Source organism: Extibacter sp. GGCC_0201 (assembly GCF_017566055.1).
Taxonomy (GTDB): Bacteria; Bacillota; Clostridia; order Lachnospirales; family Lachnospiraceae; genus Extibacter.
Genome location: NZ_JABFCH010000004.1, coordinates 77284 through 96217 on the forward strand (window position 1 = coordinate 77284; position 18934 = coordinate 96217).

At 46.4% G+C, this 18934-nt stretch carries 19 protein-coding genes and 1 tRNA gene; 15 read left to right on the forward strand and 5 right to left on the reverse strand.

All coding sequences use genetic code 11. The annotated features are described in order from the left end of the window. Positions 1-97: 97 nt before the first annotated feature. The 4 genes from proC to HJV72_RS03905 form a co-directional block, all read right to left on the reverse strand. Positions 98-895 (reverse strand): pyrroline-5-carboxylate reductase, encoded by a 798-nt coding sequence (proC, locus tag HJV72_RS03890; protein ID WP_208068815.1) that lies wholly within the window; start codon positions 893-895, stop codon positions 98-100. A gap of 59 nt (positions 896-954) precedes the next feature. Beyond that, positions 955-2217: an amidohydrolase gene (locus HJV72_RS03895; protein WP_208068817.1), complete on the reverse strand. Its 1263-nt coding sequence runs from the start codon at positions 2215-2217 to the stop codon at positions 955-957. Next, positions 2204-2908, reverse strand: a complete 705-nt coding sequence (locus tag HJV72_RS03900) for an L-2-amino-thiazoline-4-carboxylic acid hydrolase (RefSeq protein ID WP_208068819.1) — start codon at positions 2906-2908, stop codon at positions 2204-2206. The genes HJV72_RS03895 and HJV72_RS03900 overlap by 14 nt, the downstream gene beginning before the upstream one ends. A 95-nt stretch (positions 2909-3003) precedes the next feature. Then, complete coding sequence (locus tag HJV72_RS03905) at positions 3004-3516, reverse strand: DUF6512 family protein (protein WP_208068821.1); 513 nt, start codon at positions 3514-3516, stop codon at positions 3004-3006. A gap of 130 nt (positions 3517-3646) precedes the next feature. Here HJV72_RS03905 and HJV72_RS03910 point away from each other — a divergent pair, with 130 nt between their 5' ends. From HJV72_RS03910 to HJV72_RS03920, 3 genes are all read left to right on the forward strand, one after another. Then, complete coding sequence (locus tag HJV72_RS03910) at positions 3647-4285, forward strand: TetR/AcrR family transcriptional regulator (RefSeq protein ID WP_208068824.1); 639 nt, start codon at positions 3647-3649, stop codon at positions 4283-4285. Between the two features lie 82 nt (positions 4286-4367). Next, entirely contained in the window at positions 4368-5636 is a 1269-nt protein-coding gene (locus tag HJV72_RS03915; RefSeq protein ID WP_208068826.1) for an MFS transporter, read from the forward strand. A 107-nt stretch (positions 5637-5743) separates the two neighbouring features. Continuing rightward, a tRNA-Lys gene (locus HJV72_RS03920) sits at positions 5744-5816 on the forward strand. Between the two features lie 122 nt (positions 5817-5938). Here HJV72_RS03920 and HJV72_RS03925 read toward each other — a convergent pair. Continuing rightward, a complete protein-coding gene (locus tag HJV72_RS03925; protein ID WP_208068828.1) occupies positions 5939-6487 on the reverse strand; it encodes a hypothetical protein in 549 nt (182 codons plus the stop codon). A gap of 138 nt (positions 6488-6625) precedes the next feature. On the opposite strand from HJV72_RS03925, the gene HJV72_RS03930 reads away from it, so the two are divergent. The 12 genes from HJV72_RS03930 to HJV72_RS03985 all read left to right on the forward strand — a co-directional run bounded on the left by HJV72_RS03930 (position 6626) and on the right by HJV72_RS03985 (position 18928). After that, entirely contained in the window at positions 6626-7306 is a 681-nt protein-coding gene (locus HJV72_RS03930) for a response regulator transcription factor (protein WP_208068830.1), read from the forward strand. Then, on the forward strand, positions 7303-8541 hold the full coding sequence (locus tag HJV72_RS03935) for a sensor histidine kinase (protein ID WP_208068832.1): 1239 nt from the start codon (positions 7303-7305) through the stop codon (positions 8539-8541). The genes HJV72_RS03930 and HJV72_RS03935 overlap by 4 nt, the downstream gene beginning before the upstream one ends. 16 nt (positions 8542-8557) lie before the next feature. Next, positions 8558-10417, forward strand: a complete 1860-nt coding sequence (locus tag HJV72_RS03940; RefSeq protein WP_208068834.1) for an ATP-dependent nuclease — start codon at positions 8558-8560, stop codon at positions 10415-10417. A gap of 123 nt (positions 10418-10540) precedes the next feature. Further along, entirely contained in the window at positions 10541-11527 is a 987-nt protein-coding gene (locus HJV72_RS03945) for an ornithine cyclodeaminase family protein (RefSeq protein ID WP_208068835.1), read from the forward strand. A 14-nt stretch (positions 11528-11541) separates the two neighbouring features. Next, the gene (locus HJV72_RS03950) at positions 11542-11754 is read left to right on the forward strand and encodes a tautomerase family protein (protein WP_208068838.1); all 213 of its coding nucleotides are present in this window, start codon (positions 11542-11544) and stop codon (positions 11752-11754) included. Positions 11755-11771: 17 nt separating this feature from the next. Then, positions 11772-12569: a TrmB family transcriptional regulator gene (locus HJV72_RS03955; RefSeq protein WP_208068840.1), complete on the forward strand. Its 798-nt coding sequence runs from the start codon at positions 11772-11774 to the stop codon at positions 12567-12569. A 270-nt stretch (positions 12570-12839) separates the two neighbouring features. Further along, entirely contained in the window at positions 12840-14750 is a 1911-nt protein-coding gene (locus HJV72_RS03960; protein WP_208068842.1) for a PfkB family carbohydrate kinase, read from the forward strand. Between the two features lie 16 nt (positions 14751-14766). Continuing rightward, positions 14767-15669 (forward strand): ribokinase, encoded by a 903-nt coding sequence (gene rbsK, locus HJV72_RS03965; protein ID WP_208068851.1) that lies wholly within the window; start codon positions 14767-14769, stop codon positions 15667-15669. After that, the gene (locus tag HJV72_RS03970; protein ID WP_208068853.1) at positions 15666-16646 is read left to right on the forward strand and encodes a nucleoside hydrolase; all 981 of its coding nucleotides are present in this window, start codon (positions 15666-15668) and stop codon (positions 16644-16646) included. The genes rbsK and HJV72_RS03970 overlap by 4 nt, the downstream gene beginning before the upstream one ends. 37 nt (positions 16647-16683) lie before the next feature. Then, the gene (locus tag HJV72_RS03975; RefSeq protein ID WP_208068855.1) at positions 16684-17316 is read left to right on the forward strand and encodes an ECF transporter S component; all 633 of its coding nucleotides are present in this window, start codon (positions 16684-16686) and stop codon (positions 17314-17316) included. 23 nt (positions 17317-17339) lie between these two features. Then, positions 17340-18098 (forward strand): energy-coupling factor transporter transmembrane component T, encoded by a 759-nt coding sequence (locus tag HJV72_RS03980; RefSeq protein WP_243765515.1) that lies wholly within the window; start codon positions 17340-17342, stop codon positions 18096-18098. Continuing rightward, entirely contained in the window at positions 18080-18928 is an 849-nt protein-coding gene (locus tag HJV72_RS03985) for an energy-coupling factor ABC transporter ATP-binding protein (RefSeq protein ID WP_208068859.1), read from the forward strand. The genes HJV72_RS03980 and HJV72_RS03985 overlap by 19 nt, the downstream gene beginning before the upstream one ends. The last annotated feature ends 6 nt before the right edge of the window (positions 18929-18934 follow it).

Sequence of the window (18934 nt, forward strand, 5' to 3'; positions counted from 1 at the left end):
AACCATTTTCAAATTTGTTACGTCCCCAATTGCATTTTGCCCTGTACCTTAATGAACGAAACCCTGTACCTAAATAGGAGTTCAAATTACCAATATTTTAAAGCCGCCGGGATTTTTCGCTGCCGGCGTTGATGCATTCTATAACGGCAGCTCTCATGCCGCCCTTTTCCAAAGCTTCACATCCTTCGATCGTAGTGCCTCCTGGCGAGGTCACCATATCTTTTAGCTGGCCTGGGTGAATATCCATGTCCAGAATCATTTTTGCTGTGCCAAGGCACGTCTGGGCTGCCAGCCGATAGGCCGTTGCTCTTGGGAGTCCTTGCTTGACGCCTCCGTCCGCCATAGCCTCGATGAACATGGCTGCATAGGCAGGCCCCCCGCCGCTCAAGCCGCACACCGCATCAATCAGGTGTTCCGGAACAAGCTCTACGATACCGATAGAGTCATAAATCTGCTGTACTTCTGCAAGCTCCTCCTCTTTGAAATCGTTGTCCGAACAGAGTGCGAAAGCTCCTTCAAAGACCATGGCAGGAGTATTCGGCATAATGCGTAAAATGCGGGAGGAACCGCTTATCATAGCGCGCAGCCGTTCCACTGTCACCCCCGCGACGATGGACATCATGGCCTTGCCATCCAGCGCATCTTTACACTGTGCAAGCGCCTCCGAGGCGTTCTGAGGCTTGACTGCAAGTAGAACAATGTCGCTGCTTCTGCATACGTCCTCATCGCTTTCTGCAAGATTCACGCCCCAGTCATGGGCCTTATCCATCATCTCAGGATTTATATCATATACATAGGCGTTTTCTTTCGGGAGGATGCCGCTTTTCAAGGCTCCGTATAGAATAGCGCCACCCATGTTTCCACAGCCGATAATACCGATTTTCTTCGTAATCATGTTTTCTCCTTTCGTTGGGGACGGGGGAAATCTAAAAAGGGTACGTCCCCAATTGAACTTTACCCTGTCCCTAAGTGGAATTTCCAGGCATCTTGTAAATTTTCCGGTTTCTCAATCAATTGTTTTGTGCCTTCTGCCATGCATCGGGCAGCGTAGAGCATTCCTTTTCTGCCGATGCTCATTCCGGCCTGTCTGGCGGCGGCCCAATGGTGGAGGGGGGTGCCTCTGCACATGGCTGCGGCACTTAACGTAATCGTCGGAAGCGTGTGGCTGACTTCCGAGACGTCGGTACCGATGGAGATGGATACCGGCTCTTGTTCAAGTGGTTCCAGCCCCTGGAAATATATACCGCCATTGTCAAGGCCGGCCTTTTCACTGATCTGAGCGGCGAAGCGGATTTCATCCTCGGTGTATTCGGGAACCGGAACCCGGGTCATCGCGTCATAATATATCTCTGACAGCACTCGGTTGACTTTCATCTCCTTACAGCTTCCGACAAGCTCGATTTCTAGCTCAGTACCGGTCATCAGGGCCGCGCCCCTGGCACAGTCGTCCACGCGGCTGCTTGCGTCTTCAGTGCGCGAACGCTTACTTGAACGGATGAAGTAGTTCGTCTGCGCGTAGTCTGGAACGACATTGGCGGGGAGGCCATTATCCTTGTAAGCATAGTGCATGCGCACATCCTGAGGTACATGCTCCCGCAGATAGTTGACGCCTACGTTCATGAGCTCGCAAGCGTCAAGCGCGCTCCTTCCCTCCTCTGGCGAGCGGGACGCGTGGGCACTGACCCCACGGAAGATATAATTCTTGATATCCTGCGACTGCCAGATATCATTGCTGACCCTGTTGCGGTCAAATGGATGCCACGTCACAGCGGCATCCAGGCTGTCGAATACACCCTGGCGGTTCATGATTATCTTGCCGGACATTATCTCCTCTGCCGGGCAGCCGAACATAAGAAGGGTACCATCCATTCCGGATGCCTCCATATATGCCTTCAGCGCACATGCAGCGGCAGCAACGGCCGTGCCTAGCAGATTATGGCCGCATGCGTGGCCGATTTCGGCCAGGGCATCATATTCGGCCAGAAAGCCGATGGCTGGCTTTCCCTTTCCCCAGGACGCGGTAAATGCAGTATCGATACCTGCGGTCTTCCAGGCAATCTGGAACCCGCCTGCCTCCAGAAAGTCTGCAAGACACCGGGAAGACAGCGTCTCTTTATAGGCAGTTTCCGGGTGCCTGAATATATAATCGGCAACTGCTGTTATGGATGCCTCATGGTCAGAGAGCCATTCTGCGATGAGGTTATCAGAACTGTTCATGGTCCACTCCTTCTAAGACGTCGAGGTATTCCTGCCCAAACGTTCGTACATAATCTTCCAGGGCAAGGGCAACAGCCTTCTCTCCTTGCGATCCAAGCTTTTCTTTTAGCATATTGCCGACCGTGTGGAGCAGATGGGCAGTGTGGAAATTAAAGTCTTTCATACAAGACGTGCCGAGCTCTTTCTTTTTATCCGCAAGCTGTCTGGATTCGTCTGCCGTCAGAGGATGTCCCCAGTCGAACTCGCAGCGCTCACCACCCCAGCTAAGAGCAGTAGTAGTTGGCGTACATACAAAGTCCGGGCGAAATCCCTGGTAAACTGCATTGTCTACATTGACACAATAATATTTCCCATAGTCGAGAAGTCCGTGCTTCTTCCAGGCGTCGCACCAGGCACAGCGTGATATGTAGGTCCTAAGCGTAGGTTCGGTACGTAGCTGTCCGAACTCCATCTGCCCGTCGAAGTCAGGCTTCCATTCCCCATAAGCCTGGTTCGTCATCGTCGTCAACTCGTCCCCGTGGGCCAGCGCTCTGGCTGCCATCCGGGAGCCACGCTCGCGGCCATAGGCGGTCATCCCCTCAAGCACTGCCTCTTTGCCCTCTTCTTTGCACAGCTCTATCGCGTGCTTTGCGAGATATGCAAAAAGCACAGCATGATGTTCTATTTTACATTTGACACATTCTTCTGCCATAATACCATACCCCTTTCTTGTAACGCATTAAAGTAAAATCGTCAATTATATTATACAGCCAAGAAAAGTATATGAAAACCATAATTTAAGAATATTTATACCGGAGAGAAAAACAGCGGCAGATTCGGCGGGTGGCATGTGAAGAAAAAGAAGCATACGACAGCAAAAATCCAGCCCGTAAACACGAGCGAACTGGCATTCTTGCAGAAAGGGCACCGATAGAACACAGGGGCTGCACGAAAAGCAAGCAGGACACTGAGGAAGAATATAAATATATCGAGAACGACAAAACTCCGCCCGACGATACCCGTATACGTGTAAAAGATTATTACTATGGCAGACATTCCAAACAGGACAGCCAGCAAGCGCGAACAAAAATATCGGGAAAGAGACGTCCTGTGCTCATAGCAATAGATAAAGATAACCACCAAAAGATACGGGAAAAACAACAGTTTCAGATGTTCCCATACGGATTCATTGACAGGACAAAAGAGAGCGGCGACTGCGCTTTCACCCGTCCACTCGTACAGGAAATGGTTCAGGCATCCCAGTACCGCCACAGCGATAATGTACGGAAGCTCCGCCTTGTTATATAATTTTTTCATCATAACTTGTCCTCCTTATACTAATATATGAAGGGAAAGAAAAAATATGAAAAGTATTTGACAAACAGGTAAAGCAGTGATAACATATACATACCAAACGAATGTATGAATGTTTGCAGATGAGGAAAGTAAAATGGCAAGGAACAAATATCCTGAAGTGACAGTCCAGCGCATACTGGATGCGTCTATGAAATTATTTCTGGAAAAGGGTTATGAGAATACGACCATCCAGGATATCGTAGATGAGCTCGGCGACTTGAGCAAAGGTGCGATTTATCATCATTTTAAATCAAAAGAAGACATCATCCAGGCTGTCGGAGACAAGGTACACGAAGGTGTGGACTTCCGAACGATGTATGACAGTGCCGATAACATGACAGGCCGTGAGAAGCTAAAGCAGATGATACTGTACAGCGTGAAGAATGCGGACCAGAGGAAGCTCATGAAGTCGGCGCCTACCATCATGCAGAATCCCAAGTTCCTGGCTATGGAAGTGCGGGAGTCGGTAAGCGAGTTCGCACCCATTATAGCCTCCTATATCGAAGAAGGTATTAAAGACGGTTCACTGGAGGTCGAATATCCGGCTGAGGCAGCGGAGGTTCTGATGCTGCTGGCGAATATCTGGATTAACCCGCTTGTATTTGCGGTAGATATGGATAGGTTTGAACGTAAGCTGGGGTGTATCGAACAGGTTCTGAACGGTATCGGACTTACGATTGTGGATGATGAAATAAGGGAAGCGTTACTGGATATGCGGAAAGTACTGGACTGAAAAAAAGCGGTCTGAAATCTTCAGGCCGCATATATTATAGCCATATACATACCAAACGAATGTATGAAAAGGAGAATGAAATATGAAATTAATGAACAGAAACTTTGTACTTGTAGTGATTGGGCAGATTATATCTCTGTTCGGGAACAGCATATTACGATTTGCACTGCCTCTGTACCTGCTTGACGCGACGGGATCTTCCGCCGTGTTTGGCGCGGCTATGGCGTGCTCTTTCATCCCGATGGCCTTGCTCTCGCCTGTCGGCGGCCTGCTGGCAGACAGGATTAACAAGAAGAATATTATGGTAGCTCTGGACTTCGCAACGGCGCTGCTTACAGTGCTGTTCCTGCTGGGGATCCATGTGTATTCTCCGGTGATGCTCGTCACCGTGGTCATGATAATATTATCCGGCATTCAGGCAGTGTATCAGCCGTCCGTGCAGGCAAGCATGCCGCTTCTGCAAGAGAAGGAGAACCTTATGACCGCCAATGCAATCATTAATCAGATCAATGCGCTGTCCGGGCTGCTTGGACCGGTGGCAGGCGGCATCGTATACGGCGTGTGGGGCCTGACCCCTGTCGTGGCCGCAGGCTGCGTCTGCTTCTTCCTGTCTGCCGTTATGGAAATCTTTATCAGGATACCGAATGTGAAGCAAAAGGCGGAAAAGAGCATATGGGCTACCGTAAAGGTGGATATAGGCAGCAGCGTCAATTATATCCAAAAGGAGCAGCCAGTCATCAAAAAGGTGGTGGTCCTTATCGCATTTTTCAACCTGTTTCTGACTTCCCTCATCATCGTAGGCGTACCTGTCATCGTAAAGATTTATCTCGGACTTTCCAGCCAGCTTTATGGCTATGCCCAGGGGTTCGGCGCAGCGGGAGGACTTATCGGAGGGGTGCTGACAGGCATACTGGCGGGAAAGCTTAAGATACAGAAAGCATGGAAGCTTCTGCTCTGGACATCATTTGCGTTGTTTCCGATGGGAGCCATACTCGCGTTTCCTGTACCTGCAATGGCAGCCTATATTGTCATGACGCTCTGCTATGGCATCATCATGATGATAGCCACTATGTTCTCTGTTCAGATGCTGGCCTATGTTCAAGAAGTTACTCCTGTCCACATTGTCGGTAAAGTCATTTCGATGGCGATGGCAGTTTCCATGTGTGCACAGCCGGTTGGGCAGGCGATGTATGGGGTGCTGTTCGATAAGCTTGGACAGATGCCGTATATCGTCGTAGGCGGGGCGCTCGTAGTAACGGCCGGAACCGTAATAATGGCAAGGCATATATTTACCGGAATCAAGACAGGACATGAGCAGGCAGCACAGATGGCGGAAATTGATTTTGTCTAAAAAAGCTGAAAAAAATTTGTAAAAAGGGCTTGCAATTTGACAGGCGATATTATATAATAACCCTTGCGTCACAGGTGACAGGCTCACCTGTGGCAACATAGGGAAATGCGCGATTAGCTCAGCTGGCAGAGCACCTGACTCTTAATCAGGGTGTCCAGGGTTCGAACCCCTGATCGCGCAGTTTAATCACTGTTTTTGGAGCATTTTGCTACTCCGGGGACGGTGATTTTTTTGCATATGAACGAGTAATGAGCGGGGCCTTACGATCCCGCTCACACATGAAAGAATGCCCTGTCCGCAAATCAGTCGTCGATTCCAAATAAGGCCTCCAGCCTGTCTTCGGCAGTGTCCAGGATATCCTCAAGGGCGTCGATCTCTCTTTCCTGCTGCCTGTACTCAGAGGCGTCAATAGAACCGCTGCGGTACCCGTTTTCCAGATTATCATCATAGAGGTCCAGCTGATGGTCGATATCATCCAGCTCATTCTTCAGCGTATAGAACTGTTCCCGCTGCTCAGAGGCCGAGCCGGACGGAGTGGTTGAATTGACCTTGTCTGCGGCGGCTTCGACTGCTGATTTGAGTGAGTTATAATCAGTGCTGCCAGCAGATGTTAAGCCGCCCTGTCCTTGCGTGTCCTGTCCTTGGTCAGCAGTTCCTGATGTGCTGCTGTCTGTACCGCTGTTATCAGAACCGGTGCCGGATTTCTTGTTTTCCAGATCAGTGACCTGCTGCTCCAGCTTATCTAATTTATCCTCCAGCCTGTCTTTCCGCTCATCGGAACAACCTGTCAGTGCAGATGACGCTAATACGAGGGTTAATCCTGCCGCTGCAATTATTCGTTTCCTTTTCATATATGAATACCTTCCTTTCCCTTTGATACGCTTATCATATAGGATAAAAATTAAAACAACATTAAAATATAAGATTAAATATATTTTAATGTGAGTTTCATCTTTTTATACTATAATAAGACAAAGAGGTGAGATAATATGCGTATACTTGTAGTAGAAGATGAGCGAAATCTTCTTAATGTAATCAGAAAAAGGCTTGAAAAAGAACATTACAGTACAGACGGTGTAAGCGACGGTGTCGAGGCGCTTGAGTATATCAGACAGACGGACTATGATGCCGTTATCCTGGACATCATGCTTCCTGGCATGCCAGGGACAGAAGTCCTGAAGACGATGCGCAGGGAAGGGAAGCGTACGCCGGTCTTGTTCCTCACAGCCAGAGACGCGATTGAGGACAGGGTGCGCGGGCTTGACCTGGGTGCTGACGACTATCTTGTGAAACCGTTTGGATTTGAAGAGCTTCTGGCCAGAATACGTGTGATGATTCGCAGGAACAGCCAGTCCGGCGAATTAGATAACATATTGCACGCGGGCAATCTTACGATGAATATAAGGACACACCAGGTGTGCAGAGGGGATGTGGAGATTGAACTGTCCGCTAGAGAATCCCAGATTCTGGAGTATCTTCTGCGCAACAAAGGGTGCGTCCTTACGAGAGAGGCCATCGAGGCTCATGTATGGAATTATGATTATATCGGCGGTTCCAACATGATAGATGTGTACATCAGATATCTCAGAAGAAAAATAGATGAAGGGCATGAAGGGAAGCTGATACACACGGTACGCGGTCAAGGCTATGTATTGAGGGAAGAAGTATGAAACGAAACGCAGTGAGGATAAAGATAACTCTGTGGTATGCTCTGATTATACTCCTGCTCATGGTAGGCCCGCTGACCGCCCTCGTATTCACGGCTGAAAAAGTGTCATGGAACAGAGCGGAAGGGAATTTAAAGGAGAGCCTGCATGACTTTATGGAGGAGATCGACATACATGCGGACGGCTACGAGGCGGATGAGGATACGGAATATTATGATGACGGCGTTAGCTTCAGCATTTACGATGAAGAGGGCAAGCTGAAGGAAGGCAACGTGCCCGTACATTTTCCGGAAGACACAGTGCTGAAAAGCGGTGAAGTGCAGAGCGTCTCGTCAGAAGATAGAAAATGGATCACCTATGATGAAGCATACCGCACGGAAGGGCAGATTATCTGGTTCCGGGCAGTGGCATCGGCAGGCGACCTGTCTATGATGGGGCAGGTACTGCTGACCCTTGTGCTGATTGTCACCCCTGTACTGGCAGTTCTTGCCATCGTTGGAGGTTATATTATTACAGGCAGGACGCTGAGGCCGGTAGAGGAGGCGCTGGAACGGGAACGGGTCTTCACAGCAGACGTATCTCATGAACTGAGGACGCCGGTGTCAGTTATTACATCAGAGAGTGAATTTGCCCTGATGCCCGAGACATCCAAAGCAGAAATGCAGGATAGCCTGTCAGTCATCCTTAAGCAGGCAGGCAGAATGTCGGACCTGATAGAGCAGCTCCTTGTGCTGTCACGGGGGGAGGCTGGCGTACAGAAGCTTCAGATGAAGGAAGTAGATATGAGTGTCCTTGCACAGCTGACGGCAGAAGAGATGGGAGAAAAGGCGGAAGCCGAGGATATCAGGATTGTGACGGATATCCGTCCCGGCCTAAAAGTACGGGGGAGTGAAGAAATGCTGATACGCCTTTTTATCAATCTGCTGGAAAACAGCATACGTTATGGAAAAAAAGGCGGGACCGTGCGGGTATCCCTTTCCATCGAAGGAAACTCTGTAAAAGGCTGTGTGGAGGATGACGGGTGTGGTATAAAGCGGGAAGATCTGCCCCATATATGGGAACGGTTCTACCAGGCAGATGCCGTGCGGACGAAAGACGGGCGCAGAGGATTTGGACTGGGGCTCCCGATGGTGCAATGGATTGTGAAGGTCCACCGTGGAAGGATTCAGGTAGAGAGCAGGCTGGATGAAGGAACGAGGTTCACATTCTGGCTGCCCGTATCTGTATCCGGAAGATAGCAGGAGGCAAGTATATATGCAGATTACGGACTTGAGAATTCGGAATTTCAAATCCATACGGGACATGCACATCCAGGGAATCGAAAATGCACTTATCCTAGTGGGACAGAACAATACGGGCAAGACAGCAGTGTTGGATGCTATCCGGGCAGTAGGTGGCTCGTATGACATAAGCCGGGATGATTTCCAGGAGGACTATCCCAATATTGAAATCATGGTATCGCTGAGCATCGCTGAGGAGGACCTAAGGCTTCTGCACAAGAGCGGTGCAGTCAGCCAGTACCGAAGATATGATGCATGGCTTTCTGACCTTCGCAAGAAGCTGCCCTCATTTGACGGGACGGTCCTGTCTTTCCAATACGTAGTGAATCGGGAAGGAAAGGTGCGATGGGGCGATGGGAAGCAGAAGAACAACCCATATATCCAGGAAGTATTCCCGAAGATATACTACATGGACACGCAGCGCGGACTCGGACAGTTCCAGGAGGAGCTGCTGATGATGCAGGAGGACAGCCTGCTGAAGCAGATGAGAAAGGGCTGCTGCATTTTCGACCAGGCAAAGCCGTGCAGCAACTGCTTTGCGTGCATCGGGCTTATCAATCAGAAGAAGCCGGGGGAGATGAATGCTTTTGAAGCGGCAAAGCTGCTGGATTATAAACTGTACCGGCTGAACCTGGATGATTTTTCCCGCCGGGTAAATGAGAACTTCCGCAGAAACGGCGGCCATGATGAGATACGGTTCTCCATGAACCGTGACATCGAGCGTATGCTGTCGGTCACTGCGGAGGCATATGATTCCGGCAGAAATATAGTAAAGCCGGTGGCCCGCATGGGAAAAGGGATGCGCAGCATCTATATGCTGTCGCTTCTGGAAACTTATGCCCAGGGGAAGGGGCAGAATCCAGGCATGATTATAGTGGAAGAGCCGGAGATATTTCTCCATCCACAGCTGCAGAAAGTGTCAGGGGAGATCCTATACCGGCTGTCCAGAAATAACCAGATAATATTTTCTACCCATTCACCCAATATGCTGGCTAATTTCAACAGCCGCCAGATCCGGCAGGTCGTACTGGATGAGGAAGGATGCTCGCAGGTCTGCCATAAGACAGACATCAGTGCCATATTGGAGACGCTTGGATATACGGCAAACGACCTGATGAATGTGAACTTTGTGTTTATCGTAGAAGGAAAACAGGACAAAAGCAGGCTGCCGCTTTTGATTAAGAAATATTATTCCGAGACTTATGACGAGGACGGCAATCTGTCACGCATAGCCATTATAACAACGAACAGCTGCACAAATATCAAGACATATGCGAACCTTAAATATATGAATCAGATATATCTGAAGGATAATTTCCTGATGGTACGCGACGGTGACGGCAAGGACCCAGAGATGCTGAAGCGGCAGCTGTGCAGATATTACGAGGAACGCAGCATGGAAGACGCAGATAAGCTGCCCCGCGTCACAGAGAAGAATGTGCTCATCCTCAAATATTACTCCTTTGAGAATTACTTCCTGAACCCGCTTATTATGGAGCAGCTCGGAATGATAGATGCAGAGGAAGAATTCTATGAGATTTTTCTGGACCGGTGGAAAGAGTATCTGCATAAGATTCAAAGCGGAACAGAGCTAAGAAATATAATCGGACAGGACCTGGAAACGGTGGACGATGTCAAAGCCCATATGGAAGAGATTAAGACATATATGAGGGGGCACAATCTTTATGACATATATTATGGAAGATATAAAAAAGAGGAACAAGAACTGCTTACAAAATATATCGACCTTGCATCAAGGGAGGATTTTCAAGATATTCTCGATGCCATCGACCGTTTTATCTATTTCGAAAGTCGAAAGGCCGAACCGTTATGAGGAAGTAAAATAATGAGGAATTATTGTGGATGTATTGACAATCTGCCAGACGACGCATTATAATATACCCCAAAAGGAGTTACTAAATATAAAACATACATTTAGTAAAAAAGGAGGTACCATATGCTGTTATTATCCAGAGAGGATATCAAAAAAGTATTTACAATCAAGGACGCGATTGAAGCAGACAAGAAGGCGTTCCAGCTCGTAGTGGAAGGAAAGTGTGACGCGCCGCTGCGCACGAATATCCAGGCGCCCAAGCATGATGGCTGCTTTTTATTCATGCCCGCCTATGTCGAAGAGATGGATACCGCATCGCTGAAAATCATCAACATATTCCCCCACAATATAGACAATGGGATACCGTCATCTCCGGCACAGGTACTGCTCATTGACGGCAATACGGGAATCGTGACGGCAGTGCTGGACGGTACATATGTGACGCAGCTGCGGACCGGCGCGGCTTCCGGAGCAGCGTTTGACGTGCTGGCGAGGAAGGATGCCAGAATCGGAGCCCTGATTGGGACAGGGGGACAGGCGGCGACACAGCTTGAGGCTATGATGGCGGCCCGTAATCTGGAAGAGGTAAGAGTTTATGACATGAATTATGAACGTACGCAGGACTTTGCTGCCCGTATGCAGGAGGAGCTGAAGGACTATGGCACGAAGATCGTGGCAGTCAGATCTTCTGATGAAGCGGTTGAGGGTGCAGATCTTTTAATCACAGTCACACCGTCTTCCAAACCTGTATTCGATGGAACAAAGGTGAAGGCCGGAGCGACCGTAAGCTGTGTAGGCGCCTATCAGCACCATATGCAGGAGATGGATCCACGTATTCTGACCCGTGCGTCCAAGATATATTTTGATTCCGAGGAAGCGGTTCTGTCCGAGTCCGGTGATATTCTTATTCCTCTTGAAGAAGGAATCATCACGAAGGATGACTTTACAGGGGACCTTGGCGACGTAATAAGAGGCAAGATAACAGGACGTGAAAATGATGAAGAGATTATCGTGTTTGAGACGGTAGGCGTAGCGACACAGGATCTTGTCGCAGCCAAGGAAATCTATGAGAAGGCAGTGGCAGCCGGTGTCGGCACCAACTGGAACTAGAAGGAGGGCGTGATATGCCGCATATCAGTATCAAGATGTATCCAGGCAGAACGGAAGAAGTCAAGAAAGAGCTGGCTGAAAAGACGAAGGAATTTATCATGGAGCAGATGAATATGGAAGAAAAATACATCTCTGTATCTGTGGAGGAATATGAGAAGGAAAACTGGAAGGAAGAAGTCGCCGACAAGATCCGTCCGGAGGAACTATACGTAAAGGCAAATTTCTAGGCAGGTGAGGACTCCCCATGGATAATGAAATCTTAATGCTCAATAAGATTGGACTGACCGATGCAGAAGCCAAGGTTTATCTTACGCTGCTGCAGAACGGCAGCCTGTCCGGGTATGAGGCAGGAAAGCTGGCGGGGGTGCCACGCTCCAAGATATACAATATACTGGAATCGCTCATTCAGAAAGGCTTCATACTCTACACAGAATATGAAAGCAACAATAAATACGCAGCAGTCCCGATGACAGAAGTGGCGGAACGGGTCGAAGACGAGACGAAGAATGTCCTGTCGGACTTAAAGGGGCGGCTTGGCATCTTTCCTCAGAAGACGAATCTGGACTATATCTGGCATATCAGGACGAATGGCAATGTATTCGCCAAATGCAGAGATATTATCAGAAAGACGAAAGAAGAGCTGCTGCTTCAGATATGGACGGAGGATCTTCCATACATCCTGGAAGACGTCCGGAAGCTGGAAGAGAGGGGACTGAGGCTCGGTGCTGTCATATTTGGTGCAAAAGATGATGAGGAGATTCCTCTTAAGAAGTATTGCAGGCACGGAATGGGACAGGAGAAAAAAGAGGAGATGGGAGGACGCTGGATTACTCTCGTGTCGGACAGAAGGGAAGTAGTGTTCGGACAGATTATTAGCGACACGATTGCCGAGGTAATCTGGACAGAGAGCAGGCCTATGATATCTCTTGCGGCAGAGTGTGTCAGACATGACATGTACTTCTATAAGAGCGCGGACAAATTCACAGATCTCATGCAGCAGGAATATGGGGATGATCTGAAAGGGATACGCAATATATTCTAAAACGAATAAAGACGAGAACAGGCACAGTGTGCAACAGGCACGCCGTGCCTTTTTTTGTTCCGGTAAAAATCAACTCAGTTTATTGGTTGTTTAATTCACCGTAGAGAGCGAAAAATGTTTAGTAAAAGCATTTAATTGTGCGATATGTCGAAAAATAGTTTCGTAATTCTGAATTATTGTGGTAAAACAGATAAAATGTTAGAATTTTATAAAAGGTTTTCGTAAAACAGTTTCCTTGAGGAGAATATTTTAACAGAAAGGGGGACATGGATGAACATACAGGATATAGCCAAGCTGGCACAGGTATCGGCTTCTACGGTTTCGAAAGTAATCAACGGGAAGGATAAAGAAATCAGTGAAGAAACAAGAAAAAAAGTTCTGAAGATTGTAAAGGAATATAATTATGTACCATATTTTAAGTTTCTCGAGAAGGATGGATTGAAAAAACAATTAATTGGACTTATTGTTCAAAGAAATAACCGGGATCGTGAAAACTTGGTTTTATCTGTAGAAAAGGCAGCTAAAAAGGCAGGATACAGAATGATTGTCTGCTTTGCAGATAATGAAGATGAGATTTCCGATTGTGTTAAAGGGTTAATTCAAAAAAAAGTATCCGGATTGTTGATTGATTCAAAGCGGTGGATCCCCTGTGACGGATGGGAATCTAAAACCATATACATAAGCCAGACGAAAGTAGTTGACGAAAGGCAGCCCGTTACATTTTATTATCGCTTATCAGAGGCAGGGGAGCTGGCTGCAGAATATTTGTTAAATGCAGGACATAGGACTATCGGCTGTATATTTACTAAGGCGGACAGGTCTATCGCAGATGGATATAAGGCGATGCTTCGAAAAGAAAATCTGCAGGTACAGCCTATTTTGATTTATGAGAGTGAACTTCTGGAGGAGATTGAGAGATATGGTATTAGTCAGTGCCTCAGTCAGAATGCTACTGCACTCATATGCGGTTCTCAGGAAATCGCATGCTGTGTCTGCCGGTTTCTGGAGCGTACGAATACGTTAATTCCCAAAGATATTTCTCTGATTGTAATTGGCCAGGACAACTTGACTGAGTTGCTAGGATATGATATTACGGTGGTTCGGTTTCCCACAGAGCAGATGTATGTAGAAGCGTCAGAATATCTTTTAGATGTAATTGAGAATCCGCAGAAAATGGGTAGGGTCAGAAAGTTCCTCCCGGTGCTTATTGAAAGAGGCAGTGTGGCAAGGCCGGCCCAGGAGAAGCAGGGAGAGAAACTTGTGGTAGTGGGAAGCATGAATATGGATGTCACCATAGAAGTTGCAACAATTCCAATTAAGGGAATGACACAGATAGCAGGAAGGGTAAGGGTGTCACCCGGTGGTAAAGGGGCAAATCAGGCAGTCGGTGCGGGAAGACTGGGTGGGGATGTATACATGATAGGATGCCTGGGCAATGATATGGACGGGAAACAGTTATATACAAGCCTGGTGGAGAGCCATGTGCATACAGACGGAGTTATGTTTGACTCCAATCTGCCGAGTGGAAAGGCCTATATCAATGTGGACAAGGAGGGTGAGAATACAATTGTAGTGTATCCCGGTGCTAACCAGAATCTGGATGAGAAACAGATAAGAGAATTCCGGCATGTTTTTAATAATGCAAAGTACTGTCTGCTTTCCCTGGAAATCCCGATAAAGACGGCGGAGTATACAATAAAGTTTTGTAATAGAAACCACATTGCTATTATTTTAAAGCCGTCAGGGGCGGATACAATGAAGGAGGAGCTGCTGAGCGGAATTGATTTTTTTATCCCCAATGAAAAAGAACTGCATAAGATTGTGGCGGGGACCGGAAGTGTGGAGGAGAAGGCGGGTATCCTTCTGCAACGGGGAGTAAAGAATGTAATTGTTACCTTAGGAAAAAAAGGATGCTATTTTAAAAATGATGAGAAGGAAATTACTTTTTCAAGTGCTGATTTTCAGGCGGTGGACACTACAGGCGGTGCAGATTCGTTTATAAGCGCCTTGGCAGTTTATTTGAGCGAAGGAAAAAATATCGAGCAGTCAATACAATTCGCTACCTATGCTGCGGGAATTACCGTAACAAGATATGGTGTCCAGCCGGCACTCCCGGACAGACAGAACCTGAATATATATGAAGATGACATCAACGCTGGTACAACAACGCGGTCATCATAGACAGGAGGAAAGAATAATGAAAAAAATACTGGTAGTGGGAAGCCTGAATATGGATTCAGTAATTGAGACGCCGTATATGCCCCAAATTGGCGAGACCATTCTTGGAAAAGGTGTTTCCCAGATTCCGGGCGGAAAAGGAGCCAACCAGGCTTATGCAATCGGAAAATTGGGTGGATATGTCTCTATGATAGGAGCAGTAGGCAATGACATGTACGGTAAGAAGCTAGTTAAAAACTTAAAAAAAGTGAATGTCCATACCAGTGGAATCAAGGTGCTGGACAACTGTCCTACCGGACAGGCCTACATTAACGTAGACCATAACGGTGACAATACCATTATAGTAATACCGGGTGCTAATGCAATGATTACAAAAGAAATGATAGATGAGAATCGGAATCTCATTGAGGAATGCGATATGGTAATTATGCAATTAGAAATACCGATTCCTATTGTGGAATATGTAAAGAGCCTGGCATTGAGTATGGGAAAACAGATTGTCTTAGACCCGGCTCCTGCGGCAAATCTGCCGGATAGTTTCTTTGATGGAATTGACATTCTCAAACCCAATGAAACAGAGCTTGGTATTTTGTCAGGCAGGACATTGGACACATTGAAAGACTTGAAAAATGGTGCAGAGCAGATGCTTGCAAAGGGGATAAAGAGGGTTGTAGTTACACTGGGAAGTGAAGGATGCCTGATGGCGGAAGAAGGAAAAAAAACATTCTTCCCGGCAAATAAGGTAGAGGTTGTAGATACTACTGCAGCAGGGGATAGTTTTACGGCCGCATTTGTCATTGCATTAAGTGAAGGGAAAAGCTATGAAGAAGCAGTGAAGTTTGGACAGAAAGTTTCTTCTATCGTTGTAACAAAAAAAGGCGCACAGACATCCATTCCGAAAAGAGAAGAGGTGAGAGAATGAAGAGGATTATTATAGATACGGATCCGGGAATTGACGACGCTTTTGCAATTTTGCTTGCACTTGCGGCAAAGGAAAAATTAGAAGTGTTGGCATTAACAACGGTAAACGGAAATGCAGGTGTGGATCAGGTGACAAAAAATGCTTGCAAGATATGCGACATCGCAGATGAAAATGAACTTCCCATATTCAAAGGCTGCAGCAGGCCGCTTTGCAGGGAGAGGGAAAACAGTGCAGTGTTTCACGGGGACGATGGACTTGGAAATATTGGGATACCGGATACAGTGGTAAAAGTAGGCTGTGAGCACGCAGTGGACTATTTAGTAAGGAAGGCAAGGGAGGAGAAGGGGGAGATTACTTTGACCGCTATCGGTCCGCTGACAAACATTGCAGCAGCAATCAAAAAAGATGCGGAATTTGCAGGAAATGTAAAAGAGCTGGTTATCATGGGCGGCGCGGAATTCAAAGGAAATATGTCGCCCCATGCAGAGTTTAACTTCTGGGTAGACCCAGAGGCGGCAAAGATTGTATTTGCAGCAGGGTTCGGCAAAATTACAATGATTGGCCTTGATGCCACGGCTTATATTTATTTAGACCCTGTACTCAGGGAGTTACTGTATGCAATCAACACTCCTGTTTCCAGATTTATGCATAAAATATCCAGGGTTTATATGGATGGCCACTGGAAGATTGAAAAAAAGCTGGGATGTGAACTGTGTGATGTTCTTACGATTGCTTATTTACTGGATGAGAGCGTGGTTGAAAAGGTGGATGCATTTGTGGACGTTGAAACAAAGGGACTGTGTGAGGGGGCATCTGTCGTATACCGCAAAAAATATTATCCCCAAAAAGAGAAAAACTGTGAGGTGGCAGTAAAGGCAGATGTAAAGCATTTTTATGACATTTTTTTCAAATATTTATTTCCTGAATATTTGGCTACCGCAGCACAGCTGTTAACAAATTACTACGACTCAAAATAAACAAGTATTAAATGAGGTTAGAAAAGGAGGAAAAATTATGTTAAATGAAAAAAGAGGTCTAAAAGCAGATTTTACTTTAATTACTATTTTGATTATTCCAATCGCAATTGCAGTTAATTTTATCATTGGAAGTCTCGTGCTCACCCTAAAACTGCCCTTGTATTTGGACAGTATAGGTACGTTTCTGGTGGCAATATTGGCCGGGCCCTGGGTTGGCGCCCTGACGGGTTTTTTAAGTATCGCAATTAACTCCATTGCAGACCCAACATTGTTCCCGTTTTCTATTATAGCATGTGCGCTTGGCTTTATCGTTGGTTTTATGGCAAGAAGAAAGATGTTCACAACGATTGGCAGGTTTATTATCGCAGGTATTATTACAGCGTTTGTCGCAATGGTGATGAGTATTACAATCTCTTATATATTTTATGGTGGGTTTGATACAAGCGGAAATGCACTGCTGCTGGGTACCATGGTGACTGCAGGAATCCCGTTCTGGCCGGCTGTGGTAGTGATTAATTTTATTTCCGAGGTGCCGGATAAATTTATCTCTCTGCTTGTGCCATATTTAGTAATCAGGGGAATGTCGGAGCGCTATTTACATAAGTTTTCAAATGGATCGGTATTTATTGATGCAAGAAAAGCAAGAGAGGAAAAGAAGAAGAACAAATAATCTTGTTTTGAAGGAGGGTGAAAATGGAACGGAAAAATCAGAACATTATCAAACGATGGAATCCGTTAACACTTCTGTTTTTGATTATATTATTAGCTGTGTTTTCTGTATTATATAATTATAAGGTGACGCTTGTGATTGTTATGATTATGGTTATTACAGCAATGCTGGCAGGTGAAGGGCATAACTTTTTAAAAGCCTGGATAAAATCCATTGTTGTCATATGTGCAATATGCTTTGTGCTACAGTCTCTTTTTATTCCTGGGCAGCAGGTGCTGTGGGAATTCTGGGTATTTCAAATAAAGAGAGAATCCATCGGCAGGGCCATAATACTTTGTTCCAGAATTCTGGGGGTAGGATCGGCCATATTATTGGGTGCGAAGTTAATCGATATGAGCAGTTTGATGACGGTATTGGAAAAAAAGGGGATATCCCCCTCAGCCACATACATCCTGTTATCCACATCCAATATCATCCCTCAGATGTCAAAGAAGATGAATGCGATTATGGAAGCGCAAAAATCCAGGGGAATAGAAACAGACAGTAATCTCATTGTGAGAGCAAAGGCGTTTTTTCCGGCCGTTGTTCCATTACTCCTGAATTCTCTTGTCAGCGCGGAAGAGAGGGCGATTACAATGGAAGCCAGGGCTTTTTCAGCATCCTGCTCCAAAACAAAGATTAGAGATGTAGAGGATGCCAAAAGCGATAAGATAATACGCATATTACTGGCAGTCATACTACTCCTTGGGATTGGAGGTAAAATATGGATTGTATTAAAGTGACAAATCTGACGTACCAGTATCCAACCTCTCAGCAAAAGGTGCTAAAGGATATTTCTTTTTCCGTAAAAAAAGGTGAGCTATGTGCAATTATAGGTGCAAATGGAAGTGGTAAGACGACGCTTTGTAATGCAGTAAGAGGATTTATCCCTGGTTTTTATAAAGGAGAGATGACGGGAGAGGTACTGGTAAATGGAATAAATGTACAGAAGGAGAAAATGGGAGATTTAGCGCTACATATAGGGTTCGTATTCCAAAATCCATTCACACAAATCAGCGGGATAGCAAAAACGGTATATGAAGAACTGGCATTTGGCCTTGAGAATATGGGAGTAGAGCCTGACAAAATTCATGAACGCATTGAATGTATCATGAAGCTTACCCATATAGACGAATTCCGTGACCGTGACCCATATCAATTATCCGGGGGCCAGCAGCAAAGGGTTGCTCTTGCGGCAATTCTGGTGATGGAACAGGAGGTTCTTGTCATTGATGAGCCGACTTCCCAACTGGACCCACAGAGCACAGATGATATCTTTGAAATTATTTGGCAGATGAAAGAGATGGGGAAGACTATCGTGCTTGTGGAACATAAAATGGAACAGATAGCAGAATATGCAGATCATGTTATTGTGCTAGAAAAAGGGAAGGTTGTTATGGACGGCACTCCAAAAGAAGTATTCACAGATACGGATATACTGCGGTATCATACGCGTCTGCCTCAATGTACCAGAATTGCATTGGAAATGATGAAGGAACGAATATCGTTTTCAAAAATTCCGATTACAGTAGAAGAAACAATACGTGAACTGAAAAAAACGTTAGAAATATAGAAAGGA